This is a genomic window from Nocardioides sp. NPDC057772 (assembly GCF_042798075.1).
GTDB lineage: Bacteria > Actinomycetota > Actinomycetes > Propionibacteriales > Nocardioidaceae > Nocardioides.
The window spans coordinates 1-20,041 of the sequence record NZ_JBHVKN010000084.1 but is presented as its reverse complement, the minus strand read 5'-3'; the positions used below and the strand labels follow the sequence as shown (position 1 = coordinate 20,041).

The 20,041-nt window shown below is 70.4% G+C and carries 18 protein-coding genes; 7 read left to right on the top strand and 11 right to left on the bottom strand.

Going from position 1 to position 20,041, the window contains the following annotated elements; genetic code table 11:
• Nucleotides 1–61: 61 nt before the first annotated feature.
• From ACFVJS_RS15320 to ACFVJS_RS15310, 3 genes are all read right to left on the bottom strand, one after another.
• Nucleotides 62–1,276, bottom strand: coding sequence for an acetyl-CoA C-acetyltransferase (locus ACFVJS_RS15320; RefSeq protein ID WP_378881638.1), 1,215 nt, complete (start codon nt 1,274–1,276; stop codon nt 62–64).
• A gap of 9 nt (nt 1,277–1,285) precedes the next feature.
• Complete coding sequence (locus tag ACFVJS_RS15315; protein ID WP_378881636.1) at nt 1,286–2,053, bottom strand: SDR family oxidoreductase; 768 nt, start codon at nt 2,051–2,053, stop codon at nt 1,286–1,288.
• Nucleotides 2,054–2,135: 82 nt separating this feature from the next.
• Nucleotides 2,136–3,023 (bottom strand): hypothetical protein, encoded by an 888-nt coding sequence (locus ACFVJS_RS15310; protein WP_378881633.1) that lies wholly within the window; start codon nt 3,021–3,023, stop codon nt 2,136–2,138.
• A 217-nt stretch (nt 3,024–3,240) separates the two neighbouring features.
• On the opposite strand from ACFVJS_RS15310, the gene ACFVJS_RS15305 reads away from it, so the two are divergent.
• Entirely contained in the window at nt 3,241–3,933 is a 693-nt protein-coding gene (locus tag ACFVJS_RS15305; RefSeq protein WP_378881630.1) for a nitroreductase, read from the top strand.
• A gap of 122 nt (nt 3,934–4,055) precedes the next feature.
• On the opposite strand, the gene ACFVJS_RS15300 is transcribed toward ACFVJS_RS15305, so the two are convergent.
• Together ACFVJS_RS15300 and ACFVJS_RS15295 are read right to left on the bottom strand one after the other, a co-directional pair.
• A complete protein-coding gene (locus ACFVJS_RS15300; RefSeq protein ID WP_378881627.1) occupies nt 4,056–6,149 on the bottom strand; it encodes a YhgE/Pip family protein in 2,094 nt (697 codons plus the stop codon).
• Nucleotides 6,146–8,839, bottom strand: coding sequence for an MMPL family transporter (locus tag ACFVJS_RS15295; RefSeq protein ID WP_378881624.1), 2,694 nt, complete (start codon nt 8,837–8,839; stop codon nt 6,146–6,148). The genes ACFVJS_RS15300 and ACFVJS_RS15295 overlap by 4 nt, the downstream gene beginning before the upstream one ends.
• Nucleotides 8,840–8,901: 62 nt before the next feature.
• Here ACFVJS_RS15295 and ACFVJS_RS15290 point away from each other — a divergent pair, with 62 nt between their 5' ends.
• Both ACFVJS_RS15290 and ACFVJS_RS15285 read left to right on the top strand, forming a co-directional pair.
• Nucleotides 8,902–9,522: a TetR/AcrR family transcriptional regulator gene (locus tag ACFVJS_RS15290; RefSeq protein WP_378881621.1), complete on the top strand. Its 621-nt coding sequence runs from the start codon at nt 8,902–8,904 to the stop codon at nt 9,520–9,522.
• 47 nt (nt 9,523–9,569) lie between these two features.
• The gene (locus ACFVJS_RS15285; RefSeq protein ID WP_378881618.1) at nt 9,570–10,799 is read left to right on the top strand and encodes a TerC family protein; all 1,230 of its coding nucleotides are present in this window, start codon (nt 9,570–9,572) and stop codon (nt 10,797–10,799) included.
• 7 nt (nt 10,800–10,806) lie between these two features.
• On the opposite strand, the gene ACFVJS_RS15280 is transcribed toward ACFVJS_RS15285, so the two are convergent.
• The gene (locus ACFVJS_RS15280) at nt 10,807–11,286 is read right to left on the bottom strand and encodes a hypothetical protein (protein WP_378881615.1); all 480 of its coding nucleotides are present in this window, start codon (nt 11,284–11,286) and stop codon (nt 10,807–10,809) included.
• Between the two features lie 218 nt (nt 11,287–11,504).
• On the opposite strand from ACFVJS_RS15280, the gene ACFVJS_RS15275 reads away from it, so the two are divergent.
• From ACFVJS_RS15275 to ACFVJS_RS15260, 4 genes are all read left to right on the top strand, one after another.
• Nucleotides 11,505–12,731 (top strand): sensor histidine kinase, encoded by a 1,227-nt coding sequence (locus tag ACFVJS_RS15275; RefSeq protein WP_378881612.1) that lies wholly within the window; start codon nt 11,505–11,507, stop codon nt 12,729–12,731.
• Nucleotides 12,728–13,381 (top strand): response regulator, encoded by a 654-nt coding sequence (locus ACFVJS_RS15270; RefSeq protein ID WP_378881609.1) that lies wholly within the window; start codon nt 12,728–12,730, stop codon nt 13,379–13,381. Before ACFVJS_RS15275 ends, ACFVJS_RS15270 begins: the two co-directional genes overlap by 4 nt.
• A gap of 131 nt (nt 13,382–13,512) precedes the next feature.
• Nucleotides 13,513–14,313, top strand: coding sequence for an ABC transporter ATP-binding protein (locus ACFVJS_RS15265; RefSeq protein ID WP_378881606.1), 801 nt, complete (start codon nt 13,513–13,515; stop codon nt 14,311–14,313).
• Nucleotides 14,314–14,318: 5 nt separating this feature from the next.
• Nucleotides 14,319–16,202 carry an FtsX-like permease family protein gene (locus ACFVJS_RS15260; protein ID WP_378881603.1) on the top strand — a complete coding sequence of 628 codons (1,884 nt, stop codon included), beginning with the start codon at nt 14,319–14,321 and terminating at the stop codon, nt 16,200–16,202.
• Between the two features lie 3 nt (nt 16,203–16,205).
• Here ACFVJS_RS15260 and ACFVJS_RS15255 read toward each other — a convergent pair whose 3' ends face one another.
• From ACFVJS_RS15255 to ACFVJS_RS15235, 5 genes are all read right to left on the bottom strand, one after another.
• Nucleotides 16,206–17,561, bottom strand: a complete 1,356-nt coding sequence (locus ACFVJS_RS15255) for a serine/threonine-protein kinase (protein ID WP_378881600.1) — start codon at nt 17,559–17,561, stop codon at nt 16,206–16,208.
• 34 nt (nt 17,562–17,595) lie between these two features.
• The gene (locus ACFVJS_RS15250) at nt 17,596–18,150 is read right to left on the bottom strand and encodes an NADPH-dependent F420 reductase (protein WP_378881596.1); all 555 of its coding nucleotides are present in this window, start codon (nt 18,148–18,150) and stop codon (nt 17,596–17,598) included.
• Nucleotides 18,147–18,389, bottom strand: coding sequence for a (4Fe-4S)-binding protein (locus ACFVJS_RS15245; protein ID WP_378881593.1), 243 nt, complete (start codon nt 18,387–18,389; stop codon nt 18,147–18,149). Before ACFVJS_RS15245 ends, ACFVJS_RS15250 begins: the two co-directional genes overlap by 4 nt.
• Before the next feature lie 2 nt (nt 18,390–18,391).
• The gene (locus ACFVJS_RS15240) at nt 18,392–18,709 is read right to left on the bottom strand and encodes a GNAT family N-acetyltransferase (protein WP_378881590.1); all 318 of its coding nucleotides are present in this window, start codon (nt 18,707–18,709) and stop codon (nt 18,392–18,394) included.
• A gap of 162 nt (nt 18,710–18,871) precedes the next feature.
• Nucleotides 18,872–19,372, bottom strand: a complete 501-nt coding sequence (locus tag ACFVJS_RS15235) for a MarR family winged helix-turn-helix transcriptional regulator (protein WP_378881587.1) — start codon at nt 19,370–19,372, stop codon at nt 18,872–18,874.
• Nucleotides 19,373–20,041 lie beyond the last annotated feature (669 nt).

Sequence of the window (20,041 nt, the reverse complement as noted above, 5' to 3'; positions counted from 1 at the left end):
CCTTATCAGATAAGGCGAGTAGTCCTACGAACGACGTGTTACACCCCGATGCGGCGGCCAGTCAGAGCCGCTCGATCACCAGCGCCATGCCTTGGCCACCCGCTGCACACATCGTCTCCAGGCCATAGCGGCCGCCGGTCTCCTGCAGGCCATGGAGGAGGGTGGTCGTGAGGCGGGCGCCGGTGGAGCCGAAGGGGTGGCCGAGGGCGATCGCACCGCCGTTGACGTTGACCCGCTCGGGGTCGAGACCGATCTGGTCGATGCTGGGCAGCACCTGGGCGGCGAAGGCCTCGTTCATCTCCACGAGGTCGATGTCGGATGCCGAGAGTCCGGCGCGGGCGAGCGCCTGGCGGGACGCCTCGACCGGCCCGAGGCCCATGATCTCGGGCGAGAGCCCCGAGACGCCGGTCGAGACGATCCGGGCCAGGGGCGTGATGCCGAGCTCCGCGGCCCGAGTGTCGCTCATGATCACCAACGCGGCCGCGCCGTCGTTCAGCGGGCAGCAGTTGCCGGCCGTGATGGTGCCGTTCTCACGGAACACCGGGGCCAGTCCGGCGACCTTCTCCAGGGTCACCCCGGCCCGCGGCCCGTCGTCGGTGGAGACGACCTCGCCGGACGGCAGCGTCACCGGCGTGATGTCCCGCTCCCAGAAGCCCCGGGCGGCAGCGGCCTCGGCGCGGTTCTGGGAACGTACGCCCCAGGCGTCCTGCGCCTCCCGCGTGACGCCGCACAGCTCGGCGACGTTCTCAGCGGTCTCGCCCATCGCGAGGTGGTAGTCGGGCAGCTCGCCGGCATCGCGCGGGTCGCTCCAGGCCGTCCCCGCAGCCACCCGCGCGGCGCCGCGCTCGCCGGCCTTGAGGAACTCCTCGGCCTTGGTGTCCGGCATCCCGTCGGCCTTGCCGCGCTCGTAGCGGGACACGCACTCGACCCCGGCCGAGACGAACGCGTCCCCCTCGCCGGCGCGGATCGCATGGAACGCCATCCTCGTGGTCTGCAGCGACGAGGCGCAGTAGCGGTGGACCGTGGCGCCGGGGACAGCGTCGAGGCCGAGGCGTACGCCGACGACCCGGCCGATGTTGTAGCCCTGCTCCCCCGCGGGCTGGGCACAGCCCATCATCAGGTCGTCGATCTGCGTCGGATCCAGCTCCGGAACCGAGGCGAGGGCGCTGCGTACGATCTGCTCGGCCAGCTCGTCCGGACGCAGGTCCTTCAGCGACCCCTTGAAGGCGCGGCCGATCGGGGATCGGGCGGCGGAGACGATGACTGCTTCGGGCACGGTTTCTCCTCAGGAGTTGGGGGTGTGCTGGAGGAAGGCGGGCCACTCCCCGCCGCCGTCGACGGCGAGGACCGCGCCGGTGATGTGCGCGGCGAGCGGGGAGGCGAGCATCAGGCAGGCATCGCCGATCTCCGACGGGGTCGCGAAGACTCCGCGCGGGATGGTCGCGGCCACCGCGGCCCGCTGCTCGGGGCTGCCGTAGTGCTCCTCGGACCCCGCGGTGGCGACGATCCCGCAGGAGATGGCGTTGACGCGTACGTCCGGGGCCCACTCGACCGCGATCGACCCGGTCAGGCTCTCGACGGCCGCCTTGGCAGCGCCGTAGACCGCGGTGCCGGGACTGGGCCGGCGTGCCGAGATCGAGCTGATGTTGACGATGGATCCGCGAGAGGCCTTCAACGCCTCGTACGCCGCTTGGCAGACGTAGGCGGTGGCCAGGAAGTTGATCGCGGAGATCTTCTCGTGGAAGCGCGGCGACGCGGTCGCGAAGTCGGCGTAGGGCGCGCCACCGGCGTTGTTGACGACCACGTCCAGCCGTCCGAGCCGCGAGGTGATGGCGGCGACCCAGGCCGCGACCTGCTCGGGATCGCGTACGTCGACCTGGGAGAAGACCGGCTTGCGGCCGTCGATCATGGGCAGCTCGGCCGGGGCCGTCCGGCCGCAGATCTCGACCTCGGCGCCGGCCTCGAGGAACCGGGCGACGATCCCGGCGCCCACGCCGCGGGTGCCACCGGTCACCGCGACCACCTTGCCGCTGAAGTCGATCTCCACTGCCATGTGCGGCAGTCTAGAGCGCCTACCAAGCAAATGCTAGGTTGATGGTCGCGGTGACCGATGCGAGTGCGTCAGAGCCAGTGGCTCAGACGCAGTGCACGTCCACCCAGTAGGTGTGGTCGCCGTTCATGTGCTTCTTGACCAGCACCGGGACGGTGACCGAGCCGCTCGCGTCGGGAAGGAACGTCTGCCCGGCGTGGTGCACGTCGTCGATCTCGCAGCCGGCCTGGTCGGTCACGGTGATCTTGTGCAGGCCCGCCTCCGCGGCCTCGACGTGTGCCTCATGGAACGCGAGGACCGCCGGGTTGTACTCGGAGTACTTCACGTTGTGTGCACCCAGGGTGTCGGTCCAGTGGGCGGCCAGACCGTCGATGAACGGCCCACCGTGCCGCGAGAAGCGGGTGTCGATCTCGACGATCGCCCGAGCCCGGACCTTGAAGTTGTCGGTCTTGCTGTCAGCCGGGACGAAGCCGTGCCGGTTGCCGGGCGCGGTCGGGTCGAGCGCGGCGTACGGTGTCAGCCAGACCTTGTACTCGCCACCGTTGTTGGGGGTGTCGAGGAACGGGAACAGCTGGACGGTGATGCCGTTGTCCTCCGCGTCGGTACCGGTCGCGTGCGCACATCCACCGCTCGGAGCGACGCTGACGAAGCGGCCGCTGGCGTCGACCTCGACCCGGCGGCAGGCAACCGGATCGGTGGAGAGCAGCGTCTTGCCGGACGGGTCGGTCACCTGGAAGGCGTAGATCCCGGCGGGCAGGCCGGCGGCGTCATCAGGTGCGTTGATGCCGGGACCACCGTTGAGATAGACGTCCTGCTTGGCGGCGTAGTGGTTGAGGTTGACCGGCGCGCCGGAGACGTCGGTGGTGAAGATCGCGCCGGAGAGCTGCAGCAATGGCGCAGCCGAGGCCGGCATCGACCAGAGCGCCGCCGCGGCGACCCCCGCCGCGACAGCACAGACGAGCTTTCGGATCATGGGTTTCCCCCTCAGATAGGTCGGACCTCGAGTCTTCGACGCGCCGCGGTAAAGGCTCCCGTCCGACCCCCGGGTATCACCCGAACCGGGTAGGGCCGCGGAGTGTGTGATGAGCCACCTTCCCGCCGCCCGAGGGAATACCGGAGAGTCCCTCCGTATTTGGTATGGAGTGGATCGAGGTCATCAGCCCTCGGCAGACCTGAGAGGAACCTTTCTTGTGAGCGCAACCGCCGTCGACACCTTCACGGACGTGATCCGAACCCGCCGTTCCGCGCGGGCCTTCCTGCCCGATCCGGTGCCCGCCGACGACATCCGCGGTGTGCTCGAGGACGCCCAGCGCGCCCCGTCGCACAGCAACACCCAGCCGTGGGAGGTGCACGTCTTCTCCGGCGACGCCCGCGACCGGCTCAGCGAGGCGATGCTCAAGGCGTTCGAGGCCGGCCAGATGAGCCCCGACTTCACCACGACGTACGGCGACGACGACGGTGTCCACGTCCAGCGGTCGCAGCGAGCCGGCGCCCTCCTCTACGGCGCCATGGGCATCGCCCGTGACGACGCCGAAGGACGCTCCAAGGCTGTCGCCGAGAACCTCCGCTTCTACGGTGCACCGCACGTGGCCCTGCTCTTCGTGCCCGAGCTCGGCGACGTCGTCCGCGCCGCCAACGACGTCGGCATGTACGCCCAGAACTTCCTGCTCTCCCTCACCGCCCGCGGCTACCACGGCGTCCCGCAGGGCATGCACGGCCTGTTCGCCGACACCGTCCGCGACCACCTCGGGCTCCCGGCCGACCGCAAGCTGCTCTACGGCATCTCGTTCGGCACCGCCGACCCCGAGGCGTCGGTCAACCGTGTCGAGATGGGCCGCGCCCCGCTCGACGAGCACATCGTGCTGCACGACACCTCGCTCTGAGCCGCTGCGACGAGCTGTCGACGAGCTGTCGACGAGCTGTAACACGTCGTTCGTAGGTCTTCTCGCCCTATCGGGACGACCGGATAGTCCTACGAACGACGTGTTACACGTGCGGCCCCCGCTCAGCCAGCCGCCGCGACCCCGCGGATCTCCGCCACAGACGTACGCTGCGCCCGACCCGCCGCGACGACGCTGACCGCCACCGCGAGCAGGAGCCAGAGGACCAGTCCCCCGACCGACGCACCGACCGCGGCGCCGCTCTGCGTGACCACGACCCCACGCAGCGCCTCGGCGGCGAGCGGTACCGGCAGGACGCCGGCGAGCGCACCGAACGGCTCGGACGCCGTGGCGACCGGCAGCAATCCGCCGAGGGAGACCAGCTGCAGGGCAAGGAAGGCGAGCGAGATCAGCCACCCGCGGCGCTGGCCGGCGAGCGCGACGACGGCCTGGTGGACCGCGACGAACACGACCGCAGCAAGAGCCGCGATACCGACCGCCGCGAGCGGCTTCGCGAGATCCGCGCCGAGGAGACGAGCCGCCCCCACGAGGAGCACGGCCTGCACCGACCCGATCAGGACCGCCGGCCACAGCCCGACGAAGGTGAGCCGGCGCGCCGTGAGAGCCTCGCGCAGCCGCTTGACGGGGAAGGCCGGACGAAGCAGGTAGACGGCGAGCGCACCGAGCCACAGCGCCAGCGCGATCACGGCCGGCGCCAGCCGGGTCGCCCCCGAGATGGACGGCCCGGACGCGACCGAGACCCGCACCGGAGAGGCGACGACCTCGGCCTGCTTCTCGCCGGGGACCGTGATCTGCGAGGCCCCGTCGTCGAGCCCCGACGCCAGCGAGGACGCGCCTTTTCTCAGCGAGGAGGTCCCTTTGGAGAGGTCGCCGGCACCCGTGGCCAGCGAGGCCGACCCGTTCTCGAGCTGCTTGGTCCCGGAGGCGAGCCGGTCGGCCCCGGAGGCCAGCTCGGTGGCGCCGTCGTTCGCCTCCCCGACACCGGCGGAGAGCTCACGCGCACCCTTGGCCAGACGCGCGTTGGCGGAAGCCAGCCGGGACGCCCCGGAGGCGACCTTCCTGGCACCGTCCGCCGCCGACGAGATCCCGCCGCTCAGCTCGGGGGCCGCCTGCGACAGCGCGGAGGCACCCGAGGCGACCTGGTCCGCGCCGGCGGCGAGCTGATCGGCCTGCGTACCGCCGGAACCGACCGCAGCGGCGGTGGCGCCGCACAGCTGCGGCTTGGAGGCCGCGAGCAGCGGATCGCTCGCGCACGCCTGCGCCCAGCCCTTGGCGAGCTGGGTGTAGCCGTCCACACCCTCCGACACCTGCGCGGCACCGGTCGCGAGCGCCGAGGTCTGTGACGGCAGGTCGGCGGTCGACCTCTCCAGCCGGTCGAGCCCGCCGCTGAGCTCGCCGGCGCCGGCCGACAGCGAGGACGCGCCCTTCGATGCCTTGCCCGCGCCGGTGGCCAGCGATCCCGCACCCGCCTCCAGCCGCGCGGTCCCGCCGGCGAGCGAGTCGAGGCCTCCGGCGACCTGCGAGGCGCCGTCGGCGGCACCCGCGGCGCCAGAGCTGAGCGCACGTGCACCGTCGGCGATCTTCCCGGCACCCGAGTCGGCGGCAGCGGTGCCGTCGGCGAGCTCGTCCGCCCCGTCCGCGGCCGAGGTCAGGCTGGTCTTGAGCTTCCCGGTCTGGTCCCGGACACCGTCGAGGTAGGTCGTGGTGACCGTACGCCCCAGGGTCGACGCCGACTGCCGCGCGACCTGCCGGGCGATCTCGGCGGTGACCTCGCTGGAGGCGTCGGACGCCTCCACGCGCACCTGGCCGGCGCTCGGGTCGCTCCTCTGCACACCGGACAGCGTCTCGGACAGGTCCTCGGGGATCGTGATCACCGCGGCGTACGTCCCGTCCGCGTAGCCGGCGCGCGCATCCTCCTCGTCGGTGAGCTCCCAGCCGAGGGTGGGGCTCGACGAGCCGGAGCCCGAGGACGAGACCAGGTCCGCGGCCAAGGCGCGCCCGGCGTACACGGTCTGCTTGTCCTTGCCGCTCCCCGTCGTCACCGGCTTGTCGAGGTTGACCACCGCGGCGGGCACCTTGTCGAGGTTCTCGGTGCGGTCGCTGAGCGCGACGAGCGCGAGCGCCGTCACGACGACCGGCAGCAGGATCGCGGCGGCCACGAGGCGGCGGCCGCCCCACCATGATTTCGTACGTGTCATCGGACCGTCTCCAGGTCAGCGGCCGAAGCCGCGGGGTCAGTGAGCGCAGGAAGAGCGCGGGCAGGCTCGGCAGACGCGAGGACGTCCGCGACCTGCGTCACGGCGGGCAACGACGGCATCCCGAGCAGCACCGTCGTGCCCCGTGAGGTCAGCGCGGACAGGGCCGCGAGCTGACCGGGGTCGAGCGAGGTCGGACTGTCGATGGCGACCAGGGCCGGCACCCGCCGAGCCCCCACGAGCCGGAGCGCGTCCGCGACGTCGTCGACGAGCGCGGCCCGCGCCCGCACCGCTCCCGCCTCCTCCGGCAGCAGGCGATCGAGCACGACCAAAGACCCGGAGAACCCGAGCCGCCCGGTGATCGCGGCGAGCGCAGCAGAGCGTGCCACCGGGTCGGCCCCATGGACGATCCCGAGCCCGCCCGGGCGAAGGTCGAGCGTGAACGGCGCGAGCGCCGCCGCCACCTCGACCTCGCGCGCCCGCACCGCCACCTCCCCGTGAGTGGCGACGTAGTCGGCGTGCTCGAGGTGGTGCACGAGCGCCTCACCCTCGATGTCGAGCACAGGCAGCCGCCGGTCCAGCCAGCGCGGCAGCCACCAGGCGCCACGTCCGAGCAGGGCGAGCACGGCCGGCACCAGCGTCATCCGCACCAGGAACGCATCGACGAGCACGCCCACGGTCAGGCCCAGCGCCATCGGTTTCACGATCGGGTCGCCGTTGGGCACGAAGGCCGCGAAGACTCCGATCATGATGAGAGCCGCCGCGGTGACGACGCGGGCGCTCGCGACGAAACCGCTGTCCACGGATGCCCGGGCGTTGCCGGTGTGGACGAAGTCCTCCCGCATCCGCGAGACCAGGAAGACCTCGTAGTCCATCGCGAGCCCGAAGAGCACGCCCATCAGGATGATCGGGAAGAACGCGATCACCGGCCCGACCTTCGCGACGTTCAGGAGGTCGGCACCCCAACCCCACTCGAAGACCGCGGCGACCACTCCGAACGAGGCCGCCACGGACAGCACGTAGCCCAGCGTCGCCTTCAGCGGGACCGCGATCGAGCGGAACACGATCGTCAGCAGGATCAGCGACAGCCCGACCACGACGGCCCCGAACGGCAGGATCGCGCCGGACAGTCGAGCACTGACGTCGATCGCGACCGCGGTCTGACCGGTGACCATGACGTCCTCGATGCCGAACCGCTTCTCCAGCCCGCCGGAGTCGGCGCGGATCTCCTTGACCAGCGACGCGGTCGCGGGGTCGCTCTTCTCGGTGGTCGGGTAGATCACCACGAGCCCCAGGTCGGCGGTGCGGTTCGGCGTCGCCAGCGCGACCTTCTGCACCCCGTCGTAGCCGCCCAGCGCCTTGCCCAGAGAGTCCATCACCCCGATCGGATCGGTGGTGTCGATGATGTCCGCCGTCACGAACAGCGGCGCGTTGTAGCCGGGACCGAAGTCGCGACTGATCAGGTCGTACGTCTCCCGCGGCGCGGTCCCGGGCTCGGCGCTGCCGTTGTCGCTGAGCCCCAGGGCCAGGTCACGCGCCGGGATCGCCAGGACGGCGATGATCAGCAACGAGACCACGACGGTGAGGACCGGCACCTTGGTCACCAGCCGCACCCAGCGTGCCCCGAGAGTGATGGCGTGAGGCCGCCCCTCCGCGACAGCCTCACGCCGATGGGCCCGAGACCCAGGCTTCGGACGAAGACGCTCACCCGCGAGAGCAAGGAGCGCCGGCACCGCGGTGAGCGCGACGAGCACGGCGACCAGGACGGCCGAGGCGGCTGCGTACCCCATGACCGCAAGGAACGGGATGCCCGCGACCACCAGGCCGCACAGCGCGATGATGACCGTGACACCCGCGAAGATGACCGCGCTTCCCGCAGTCGCGACCGCGCGAGCGATCGACTCTTCCACCTCCAGACCGTGAGCGAGCTGGCTGCGGTGCCGGGCGATCACGAACAGCGCGTAGTCGATCCCGACCGCGAGCCCGATCATCAGCGCCAGGGTCGGGGTGGTGGCCGAGATCGTCGTGATCGCGGCGACCGAGAAGATCCCCGCCATCGCGATCGCGACCCCGAGCAGCGCAGTCAGGATCGGCAGGCCGGCGGCCAGCAGAGACCCGAACGTGATCGCGAGGACGAGCAGGGCGATGAGGATCCCGATCCCCTCGGTCGCGCTGACGTGCACCCCGGTGACCGAGTACGCATCCCCGCCGATGTGGAGCTCGAGCGAAGATCCCGCCGACAGCTCCGCGGCCTTCTCCAGGTCATCGGTCACCCCCTCCGGGAGCTCGTCCAGACCCAGGTCGAACTGCACCGTCGCCAGTGCGTCGCGGCCGTTGTCGCTGACCGTCCTGCTCTCCTCCGCCAGGGGGTCGGTGACCGTCGCGACGTGGTCGACCTTCTCGACCGCGTCGAGCACCGCCCTGACCTCCTTGCCGTGGTCCTCGATCTTCTCCCCCTCGGGAGCGACGAAGACGAGCTGGGCCGAGGTCCCGGAGACCTCCGGGAAGCGCTGGGTCAGCGCGTCCAGTCCCTGCTGGGACTCGGTGCCCGGGATCGTGAAGTCGTTCTGCAGCTTGCCGCCGAGCGAGACGGTCAGCGCACCCAGCAGCACGGCCAGCAGCAGCCACAGCGCCAGCACGGTCTTGGCACGGCGGGCGACCAGCCGGCCGAGTCGGTAGAGGTAGGAGGACACAGTTCAATACATTAACGCATCCAATACAGAAATGTATCGTTCAGGTATGTGAGGATGGCTACATGACCGAGGTGAAGGCCCCCCGACGACGTACGAACACCCGCGCGCGACTGCTGGCCGCCGCCGTCGACGTCTTCGTGGAGCGCGGCGCTCGCCGGGTCACCGTCGACGACCTGGTCAGCGCCGCCGGCTACACCCGCGGGGCCTTCTACTCCAACTTCAACACTGTCGACGAGGTGCTCCTCGAGGCATTCAAGGAGGAGTCCGAGAGGCTGATCGAGGCCGTACGCACCGCCCTCGACGAGCACGTCGAAGCCGACTCGAGCGGATCCTTGATCCGAGCGGCCTTCGACGCGGTCGGTCCCATGCAGGACCGCTGGTACGTCCTGCAGAGCGAGGTGGTGCTGCAGAGTCTGCGCGACCCCGATGCGCGGGAGATCAGCTCGGCGATCTTCACGGCGCTCAGCGAGCAGCTCGTCGAGCTGGTCGAGCTCGCACTGGACCGCCTCGACTGCACCTCCACGATGCCGACCGATCTTCTCGCCCAGACGATGATGGGCGTGTTCCTGCACAGCCTCACGATGCGTACGATCCGGCGCGACGACCCCCGCGCCGACCGGCTTCTCGACGACGCGCTCCCCCAGATCCTCGATAGCCTGTCCATCCCCAAGGCCTCCGCCTAGGCTGAGACCGATCCCACGCTCGGGTGGATTCTCAGGGGGTAGTCACTATGGGCGCACCGACATGGGTGTGGCTGGTCACCGTCGTCGCGATCGTCGGTCTGCTCGGGTTCGACTACGTCTTCCACGTACGCAAGGCCCACACGCCCACGCTGAGGGAAGCCGCCACCTGGTCGGCCGTCTACGTCGCGATCGCGCTGCTGTTCGGCGTCGGTGTGCTGGTCTTCGGTGGCGGGGCGATGGGTGGGGAGTACTTCGCGGGCTACATCACCGAGAAGGCACTCTCGGTCGACAATCTCTTCGTCTTCCTGATCATCATGACCAGCTTCCGCGTGCCCCGCGAGGACCAGCAGAAGGTGCTCCTCTTCGGGATCACGTTCTCGTTGCTCGCGCGCACCGGCTTCATCTTCGTGGGCGCCGCGCTGATCAACACCTTCGCCTGGGTGTTCTACCTGTTCGGCCTGATCCTGCTGATGACCGCCGGCAACATGCTGAAGCCCGACGACGACTCCCACGGGGAGAACGTCGTCGTCCGGCTGGCCCGGCGGCTGTTCCACGTCAGCGAGCACTACGACGGCGACAAGCTCTTCACGGTCGAGGACGGCAAGCGCATCCTGACCCCGATGCTGCTGGTCATGGTGGCCATCGGCGGCACCGACATCCTCTTCGCCCTCGACTCGATCCCCGCCATCTTCGGTCTCACCCAGAACGTCTACCTGGTCTTCACCGCGACCGCGTTCTCGCTGCTGGGCCTACGCCAGCTCTACTTCCTGCTGGACGGCCTCCTCGACCGGCTCATCTTCCTGTCCTACGGTCTGGCCGCGATCCTCGCCTTCATCGGCGTGAAGCTGATCCTGCACGCGCTGCACGAGAACAACGTCCCGTTCGTCAACGACGGCGACCCGGTCCACGTGGTGGAGGTCAGCACCGGCCTCTCCCTGAGCGTCATCCTCGGCGTGCTCGTCGTCACCATCGTCGCCTCGCTCTTCAGCAAGCGCGGCCGCGCGAAGAACGCCATCGCCAACGCCCGCCGCCACGCCGCTGCCTACCTCGACTCGGAATACACCGCCGACCCCGCCGAGCGCGAGCGAATCCACAACGCCCTCCTCGCCGAGCGCGACATCATCGTCAGCCTCGGCCCGAAGTACCTGCAGATCGCCCGCGAGGAGACGCCGCTCATGGAGCTCCTTGAGCGCGCCCTCTCCAGCCACAACGCCGCCGTCGAGCGCGGCGAGGCCACCCCGTCAGGGCCACCGAAGATCCTGCGTCGCGAGCAGTAGCCATCGGTCAGGCGGGCTGGTCGGCGCGCCCTCGCACCCGGCCGGCGATCAGCGCGATCACGGCCACGACCAGGCCCGAGCCGATCCCGATCATCATGGCGACACCGCAGGTGTAGCCGCGGGCGGCGATGTCGTACCAGGCCGGTCCGAACCGGTCGGCGAACTCGAAGGCAGCGGCTGGCGGGCGATATCCCCACGTCCGACCGACACCCCACAGCGCCTGGTGGATCGCGACGAGCGTCAGGCCGTAGAGCACGCCCACGACCACGAAGTCGGCGAACGGCCGCCTGCTCCGACGGGCGAGCGCGACCGCGAGCCACACGACGAACGGCGCCAGCGCGAGAACGTAGTAGGCGAGCCCGCTGTTCGGCGGCACAACCTCCAGATCGGCAAGCACCGTACGCGGCACCCCGATCGCAACCAGGATCAGCACCAGCCCCCACGACATGTCGGTCGCGGGGAATCGGCGCTCGAGGACTGTGTTCATGGCGTTCCTCCATGGCTTCGGCTCGACCCGTCCACCTCGGACGGTGTTCCTCAGCCTCCCGCCGTCAGCCCGCCCGGGCATCCGCGAGCGCGCGGGCCCGACGTACGCCACCTGGCGCAGACCAGGTGCGTAGAGTTGCGCAGCACGTCGCCGTCGGCTCAGGTGGTGACGCGCTCGGCGGCCGCGTCCCCCGAAGACACGGCTAGGCTGCCTACGACATGACCACCGACGTACGCGGCGCGGACCCGGCCGAGGCGCCGCTCCGGCTGCGGAGCACGCTCGCCCACGACCTCGTGCTCGCCGGGGTGCTGACGCTCGTGACTGCGGCGCTCTTCGCCGTGATCGTGCCCCTGGCGACCCTCGACGACCCCGCCTCCAACCTCTCCGACAGCCAGATACGTACGTTGGTCGCAGTCGCCTGCCTGCAGACTCTCGTCCTCGTCGTCCGACGGGTTCGACCATTGTGGTGCATGGCCGGAGTGGCGGCCGGCCACGTCGCCCTGATCCTCATCGCGCCCGAGGTCAACGCCCAGACCCTCGCCGGCCTGGTGGCTGCCTACACATTGGGCACCCTGGTCCGGATCCGCATCACCGTGGCTGCGGTGGCCGTCGCCGGATTCGCCGTCTCGATCGCGGCCGTCCTCGCCAGCTGGGGCCGACCCGACCTGTTTGCCCTCTCCTCCGTGCACGCCACCAACGGCCTCGTGACCTACACCGCAGCGGCGTTCGTAGGGATCCACGTCGCCACGCAGCGTCAGCGCACCGCCCTCGAACGCGAGCAGGCTCGCGCCACTCTCGATGCGCATCGTCGCCGCGCCGAGGCCGCTGCCCGGGACGAACGCACCCGGATCGCGCGCGAGCTGCACGACATCGCCGCCCATCACCTCTCTGGGATCGTCGTCCAGGCGGCCGCTCTCGACAAGCTCATCGACCGCGCACCGGACTCCGCTCGCGAGAGCGCCCACTGGATCCGCACCCAGGGCAAGGCCACATTGGCCGACCTGCGCCAGGTCGTCGGACTCCTCCGCGACACCGAGCCGGGGTATGACGCCCCGGTTCCCGGTCTCGCCGCCCTTCCGGCTCTCCTCGAGGACGCTCGACGCCTCGGCACCGAGATCGTGGTCCTGCGCCACGACACCCCGCCCCCGCTGCCGCCGATCACCGACATCTCGCTGTACCGCATCGCCCAGCAGGCACTCGCCAACGCCCGCCAGCACGCGCCCGGCGCCCCCGTCACGCTCAGCCTCGCCGCCGACCCCGACCAGCTGCTGCTCGAGGTGGTCAACGGGCCGGGCCACGACCGCACCCGCGAGGCCGGGACCGGGTCCGGTCTGATCGGTATGCGCGAGCGCGCCGCCCTCGTCGGCGCCGAGCTCGACACCGTCCCCACCCCCGACGGCGGCTGGCTCGTCGCCGTCCGTGTCCCGGTCGAGGAGGCCCGATGATCACCACTCTTCTCGTCGACGACCAGGCAGTCGTACGCGCCGGATACCGCGTCCTCCTCGAGGACGCCGGTGACATCGAGGTCGTCGGCGAGGCCTCGACAGGTCCCGATGCCGTCCGCGCGGCCGCGCGCCTGCGCCCGGACGTGGTGTGCATGGACGTACGCATGCCGGGCGGAGACGGCATCACCGCCACCCGCGAGATCGTCGCCGCTCGGAGCGGTCCGCGACCTGCGGTGCTCGTCCTGACCACCTTCGATCTCGACGACTACGTCTTCGGCGCACTCGAAGCCGGTGCCGATGGCTTCCTTCTCAAGGACGCCGAGCCCGAGGACCTGGTGGACGCGGTCCGACGACTCGCGGACGGCCACGGCCTCCTCGACCACAGCCTCACCCGCCGCGTACTCACCGAGTTCGCCAACCGCCGACGCACCCCGACTCCCGGGCCCGCCGCCGCAGCCCTGACTCCGAGGGAGCGCGAGATCGTCGAGTTCCTCGCGCTCGGCATGTCCAACGACGAGATCGCCCGTGCCCTCACCGTCGAGACCAGCACCGTCAAGTCACATCTCAGCAGCGCCATGGCCAAGCTCGGCACCCGCGACCGCCTCCAGACCGTCGTCTGGGCCTACCAGCACGGGCTCGCTACGCCGTAGCTCTCCCGCTCGTCCCGCTCGACCCGCTCCGGCCCGCTCCGGCCCGGTCGGCGGACCTCCACCAAAGGTAGGAGCCCGAGTTCCTCCCCACGACGGTCGTTGCCGACGTGCGCCGCGGCCACGCTGGGCACATGACCAGCACCACCCCGAACCGGGGCCCGGACTCCATGCCCGGCACACCCAGCGCGCCGCCCACGGCCGGGCGCCCGTACGCCGTACAGCTCACCGACGTCCACCGGAGCTACCGCAACGGATCCACGACGGTCCAGGCGCTCCGTGGCGTCTCGGTGTCGCTCCCGGTCGGCTCGGTGACGGCCGTCATGGGCCCCTCCGGTTCGGGCAAGTCCACGTTGCTCAACTGCGCTGCCGGCCTGGACACCCCGAACAGCGGCCGTGTCGTCGTCGGCGACCGTGACATCAGCGCGCTCTCGTTCGACGCGCTGGCCCGGTTCCGCCGCGAGCACATCGGCTTCGTCTTCCAGGCGTACAACCTCATCCCCCACCTCTCGGTCGAGGAGAACATCCTGCTGCCGATGCTGCTCGCCGGTCGTCAGCCCGACCTCGCCTGGCTGACGGAGATCGTCGACGCGGTGGGTCTCGACGGCCTCGGGCATCGGCGCCCCGGTGAGCTGTCAGGTGGCCAGGCGCAGCGGGTTGCGATCGCTCGTGCCCTGCTCACCCGACCCATGGCACTCTTCGCAGACGAGCCGACCGGTGCACTCGACTCCCGCACGGGCATCCGAATCCTCGGCACGATGCTCGGCACCGCCAAGCGCCTGGGGCAGACCGTGGTGATCGTGACCCATGATCCGAGTGTGGCCGCCGCGGCCGAGCAGGTTCTGTTCCTTGCTGACGGCCGACTCGTCGACCGGCTCGAGGCTCCGCTCGTCGAGGACATCACCGAGCGCATGGTCGCACTCGGGAGGCGATGACGACGATGACGACGATCACGACGTTCCGCCTCGCTGCCGGCGGCGCCCGCGCTCACGTCGGCCCGCTCATCGGTGTCTCCCTGGTGCTGGCCCTCGCCGCCACGCTCTTGTCTGCGACCGGGGTCATCGTCCAGTCCGGCGCCGACGCCGACGGTGGCTTCCTCGCGACCCTGGCTGCGTCCTTCGCCGGCACGACAGTGATGGTCGTCGTGCTCGTCGTCGCGTCCTCGGTCACCCTCGCGCTGCGCCGACGGCGCCGGGAGCTGGCGTTGCTGCGCGCCGTCGGCGCCACTCGCAGCCAGGTACGTCGCCTCATCAGCACCGAGCTGACCCTGGTGACCGCCTTCGCCGCACCGCTCGGCGCCGTTCCGGGTCTGGCTCTCGCCGATCGACTGACCCCCTGGCTCGTGCAGGAGGGCATCGTCCCGCGCGGCCATGCGCTGACCGTCGGCCCGGCGCCTGCCATCTCAGCCGTACTCCTGCTCCTGACGGTCGCACTCCTCGCGGCCGCCCTCGCGACCCGGGAGACGTTGCGTACGCCGGTGACCGAGGCCGTACGGGAGAGCCTCGTGGAACCAGGCACCGTCGGACGAGGCCGACGGGTCGTCGCGCTGGCGATGACGGTGCTCGGGCTGACGATCGCGCTCACGCCCGTCGTGCTGTCGGGCGTGATCGGAAGTGCGATGGCGGTCACCTCCACGTTCCTGCTCGTCGGCGCCACCGCGCTGGCCGGTCCCGTGCTCGTGGCCTGGTGTCTGCGCCACGACGCGGTACTGCGCCTGTTCGGGCACGGGGCCGCTGGCCGGCTCGCGGTGGCCAACACCCGCGGATTCTCACGACGGCTGACCACCGCCGTTCTCCCCCTCGCCTTGGTGCTCGCTGTGGGCACGGTGCAGACAACGACGGACCGCACCCTCTCCGAGGCGGCTGCCCGAGAACTCACGGCCGGCCTGCACGCGGACCTCGTCGTCCCCGTCGACGGCGCCTCATCGGATACGCTCGAGGCAATCTCGCGAACCCCCGGGGTGACGGCCTCCGCACCGCTCGCGAGCACCACTGCTCGGGTGCGGACCGACCCAGAGGACCTGCCCGGCCTGGAGAGCATCCTGTGGGAGCCCGCGGTGCTTCGCGTTCTGCCCTCCGACCTGCAGCGCATGCTCGACCCGTCGGTCGTCGACGGCTCCCTCGACGATCTCGCCCGACCCGGCACCGTCGCAGCGAGCCGGGACGCGCTGCTCGGCACCGGCATCGGAATCGGAGACACCGTCGGCCTCCGGCTCGGGAGCGTGGAGTCACAGGCGCGAGTCGTCGCCGTCTACGAGCGCAGCCTCGGCTTCGGCGACTACCTCGCCGGGGATGCCACCGTCCGCGCCCATGGTCTCGCCGCGCCGGTCGACACGGTCCTGTTGCGTACCGACCCGGGCGCCCCGGTCGCCGAGCGGCTGGCCGCCCAAGGTCTGCCGGCGCTCGACGAGCGCCGCTACGCCCGGGCGGCTGACCCCGACACCGGCGCGCGGCAGGTATCGCTCATCCTCCTGTTCGCGCTGCTCGGTTTCGTCGGCCTCGCGGCAGCGAACGTCCTCGTCATGACGACAGCCGGCCGTCGCGGCGAGCTCGAGCTCCTGCTGCGCACCGGGGCCACCCGTCTCCAGCTGCTCGCCATGGCAACCCTCGAAGCGCTCGTCGCCGCACTCGTGGCCTGGGCGATCGGCACCGCGTCGGTGCTGCCCGCGGTGCTCGGCGTCGGGTTCGGGCTGCTGGGTACCTCGGGCCCACGCATCGACCTGGCTGCGTACGCCATCTTGACTCTGCTCGTCCTCGCAGTCACGCTTCTCACCATCGTTCCGACGGTCGCCGCCGGTTTGCGGACCTCGCGGCTGCGTCGGTGAGGCCTAGCAGCAGACGACTCGCTCCACCTTGAACAGGCTGTCCTCCTGGCGCTGCATGTTCACGTAGCCCTGGTCCACCCAGATCACCCGGAAGAGCCCGTCGCCGAGGTCCTCGACCCGTCGCTCGCCGCCTGCGTCGAGGTCCTCGAGGAGGCGGTAGTAGAAGCCGTCGCCGCCGTTGGCGTCATCGGTGCAGTCCCACGCGGCCGCGTCGTCGAGGTCGGGCATGTAGAGGCCTGCGGCCTCGCAGTCACCTGCCTGGAGCGCATCGACGAACCGAACGGCCGCGGTCTCCGCGCCGCTGACCGGCTGCCCTGATGCCGTCTCGCTCCCGTTGGCCGGCGCCTCGACCGGTCCGCCGCGCGACACGAACCAGGTCGCGGCGCCACCCAGCACCAGGGCGGTGGCGACGGCGGCCGCGACGAGGACGGCGTTACGCCGCCGCTGCACCGGCCTCGGCTGCGGCGGAGGCGGGGGCATGGGCGTCGACTGCGCCGGGCCGGTCGCACGGAGCACGGTCGGCGCGTCCGAGGAAGGGGGTACTGCGATCGCCCGACCCTCGGTCGCGGCGGTGAGCGCGGCGGCGAAGCTCCCCGCGTCCGGCCATCGGTCCTCGGCCCTCGGCTCGAGGGCCCGCATGATCACCGCGGCCACTGTCGCCGGCACGACCGAAACCGTGGCGAGGTCGGGAACCCGGGACACGACCGTCAACGCCGGCGCGGGCGAGCGGCCCGCGAACATCGCCCACGCGACAGCACCCAGGCTGCGTACGTCGGCACGATGGTCGATCGGCAGCGACTCGTCGAACTGCTCGGGCGCCATGTAGGCGGGCGTCCCGATCTGCCTGGTCACCTCGGTGTGCTGGTCGAGAGCACGGGCCACGCCGAGGTCGGCGACCATCGCGCGCAGCCGGCCGTCGGAGCCACCGGCAAGCAGGATGTTGGCCGGCTTCACGTCGCGGTGGATGACCGAGCGCACATGCAGAGCATCGAGGCCGGACGCGGCCTGTGCCACCAGATCGGCCACCAGCTGCGGCGGCATCCCCTGCGGGTGCTGGGCGATCAGTTCCGCGACGCTGCCCGCGTCGGCGTACGCCATCACGAAGTACGGCGCACCCGCCGGAGTCTCGCCGATGTCGTGCACCGAGACGACATGGGGCGAGTCCACCGACCGGAGGAAGCGCGCCTCCTGCAGAAACCTCTCCCGGATGTCGGTCGCCTGCGTCCACTGGGCGCTGAGCACCTTCACAGCAACGGGCGAGTCGAGATCCGGGTCGTGGTAGAGCCACACCTCGGCGAAACCACCGGAACCGAGAGGCTTGACCTGGCGCAGGCGCCCGAGGGTCTGGGGAAGGGCCACCGGGACATTATGGGGCCGGGCCTATAGGTGTGCCTCAGAGCTGTTCCGGCGGAGCCATCCGGTAGACGAACTCGCCGAGGCCGGACTGCGAGATCGCGAAGATCGCGCCGGCGAGACCCTCTTGGGTGGCGGCCATGCTCAGGTCGCCCAGGCGGACCGCTTCGTATCCGGCCTCGTAGCTCAGCTGACTGACCGCGCGGTGGGCCTGGTCGTCGCCGGACCACAGGTTGCTCGGTGGTACGCGAGCCCCGGCAACCCGGCCGAAGAGCGAGGCGAAGTTGGTGCTGAACGCCTTGGCCGTGGGCCCGCCGGTGACCGACTTGACGTATTCAGCGTTGGAGGAGAACCCTGCCGGAGGCCGGGCGCCGCCGTAGAGGTTGGTGGCATCGAGCACGGTCTTGCCCGAGAGCCCGGCGACCGATGACAGCGCTGCCTCGACCGCGGCTCCCGGGACCGCGAGCAGAACAGCTTCGGCGCCGCTGGCGTCACCACCGTCTCGCCCCAATCTGGTCACCTGATGGCCGGCGCGCTCCCACAGATCAGCCAAGCCACCGCCGATGTTGCCGCGGCCGATCACCGTGATCTTCATGCCGACCACGACCCGTCAGCGTGCTCGACAACGCGGAGGGCGCCCGAGGGGCAGCGCCCGATCACTTCTCGCAGGGTCTGAGCCGATCCGTCCGAATCGGCATGCGTGGGGTTGATCCAGGGCCGCGCGGCGGTATCGAAGACGGTGGGCATCCCACGTACGCACTCTGCAGCGTGCTGACACACGTCGCCGTCGAAGGAGACATCGACCAATGGCCCGGTGTAGGTCTTGCGCGTCATGGTCAGTCCTTCGCCGTCGACGCGGGCACACGCTTCACGAGCGGGACGTACTCGCGGTGGTTGGCGATCCAGCCCTTGATGAACGGGCACAGCGGCATCACCTTGCGCTGGCTGCCATCGCGGACGTCGTCGAGCGCGAACCTCGCGATCGCGGAGCCGACGCCCTTCCCCTCGAAGGCGGGATCGACCTCGGTGTGGGTGAACACGATCAGGTCGGTGGCGAGAATGTATTCCGCGAATCCCACCACGGATCCCCCCACACGCGCTTCGTAGCGCAGGCGCTCTGGCGCATGTGTGACCTCGAGGTCGATGTCTGTCATCTCATGTCCTTGCTCGGAGTCGGCGTGCTTCATTCAGGTTGAGCCACTCGCAGGTCATCGCGTGGCGGCCGAAGACGTCATGCGGGTATTTGTTTGCGCGTACAAATAGAATACGAACGCAGTCAAGTAGCCCTCCGGCCCCGGGCCCCACATCCGGCGCGGTCAGCGACCCCGGCGCCGAACCGGCGGTCCGACCTCGGCCTCAGCGATTGCCGCGAGGTCATCAGCGAACGCGACCAGGTCGACGTTCTGGAGATGATCCATCACGTGACGCCGGACGCTCTCCAGGTGCACCGGCCAAGCCCTCTTCAGGCACTTCAACCCGGCCGGGGTCAAGCACGCCAGCTGACCGCGACCGTCCGCGGTCGACCGCACCCGCTCGACCAGGCCCGCCCGCTCCAACCGCTCCACGGCACGAGTCAGCCCACTGACCGAGATCGATACATAGTTGGCGAGCTCGCTCATGCGCAACGAGCGCTCGGGAGCCTCGGACAGATTCATCAGCACGGTGTACTCCGTGAGACTCAGGCCCTCTGATTGCATGAGATCGGCGTCGAGCACCCGCGGAATCACCACGACTGCCCGACCCAATGCCCGCCAGGCGGTCTCCTCCTCGGGCGACAGCGGGGCGACCTCCCCAGCTGCTGCACGCGGACCGTCCATACCAATGAGGCTAGCGTGTCGTTACTTGATGCGATAACGATCCTCATCGGGATCCGTTGCGGACATGAAGAAGGCCCTTCACCCGGCTGTTCGCCTGATGAAGGGCCTCTCTGTTCTGCGCGCCTGTAGGGATTCGAACCCCAAACCTTCTGATCCGTAGGGACCATGACCTATCAAATCCCCCGGAGTTGAGCGGGACGGCCAGCCCGAAACACCCGAGTTCTTGGGTCTCGCGCGGCGATTTCGAGACGTTTGGCGGGGAGTTTGGCGGGGAGATTCCCACCCCTTCGGCGGCACCTTGCCCTCCCCATCGCTACCAGCTCTTGGGCAGGCTGGGACGGCAGGTGGCAGGGGTAAGCGCTCGGTTGTCCCGAGAGTGGCCCCATCTGCGGGGGTTCGGGGGCTTGCCCCTGACGTACGAGAGCCTACGCCTGGTCGACCGGTCGAGGGCTGGAGAGCGTACGCCGCTACGGCTGCCCCCGCCCTCGTCATCGGCGGAAGAACTGGTGTGGCTCGTGAGTGAGAAGCAACGACCTCGGCGGGTCGAGTGGTTCTAGCTGCTGCCCTGGTGAGTGAGCGCTTGGTCTACGGACTGGGCGCTCTTCTTCATTTGCGCGGCACGTAGGGGGACCGGCCGCCAGGCCGCACGCCCCCGGAGGCCGCGCACGC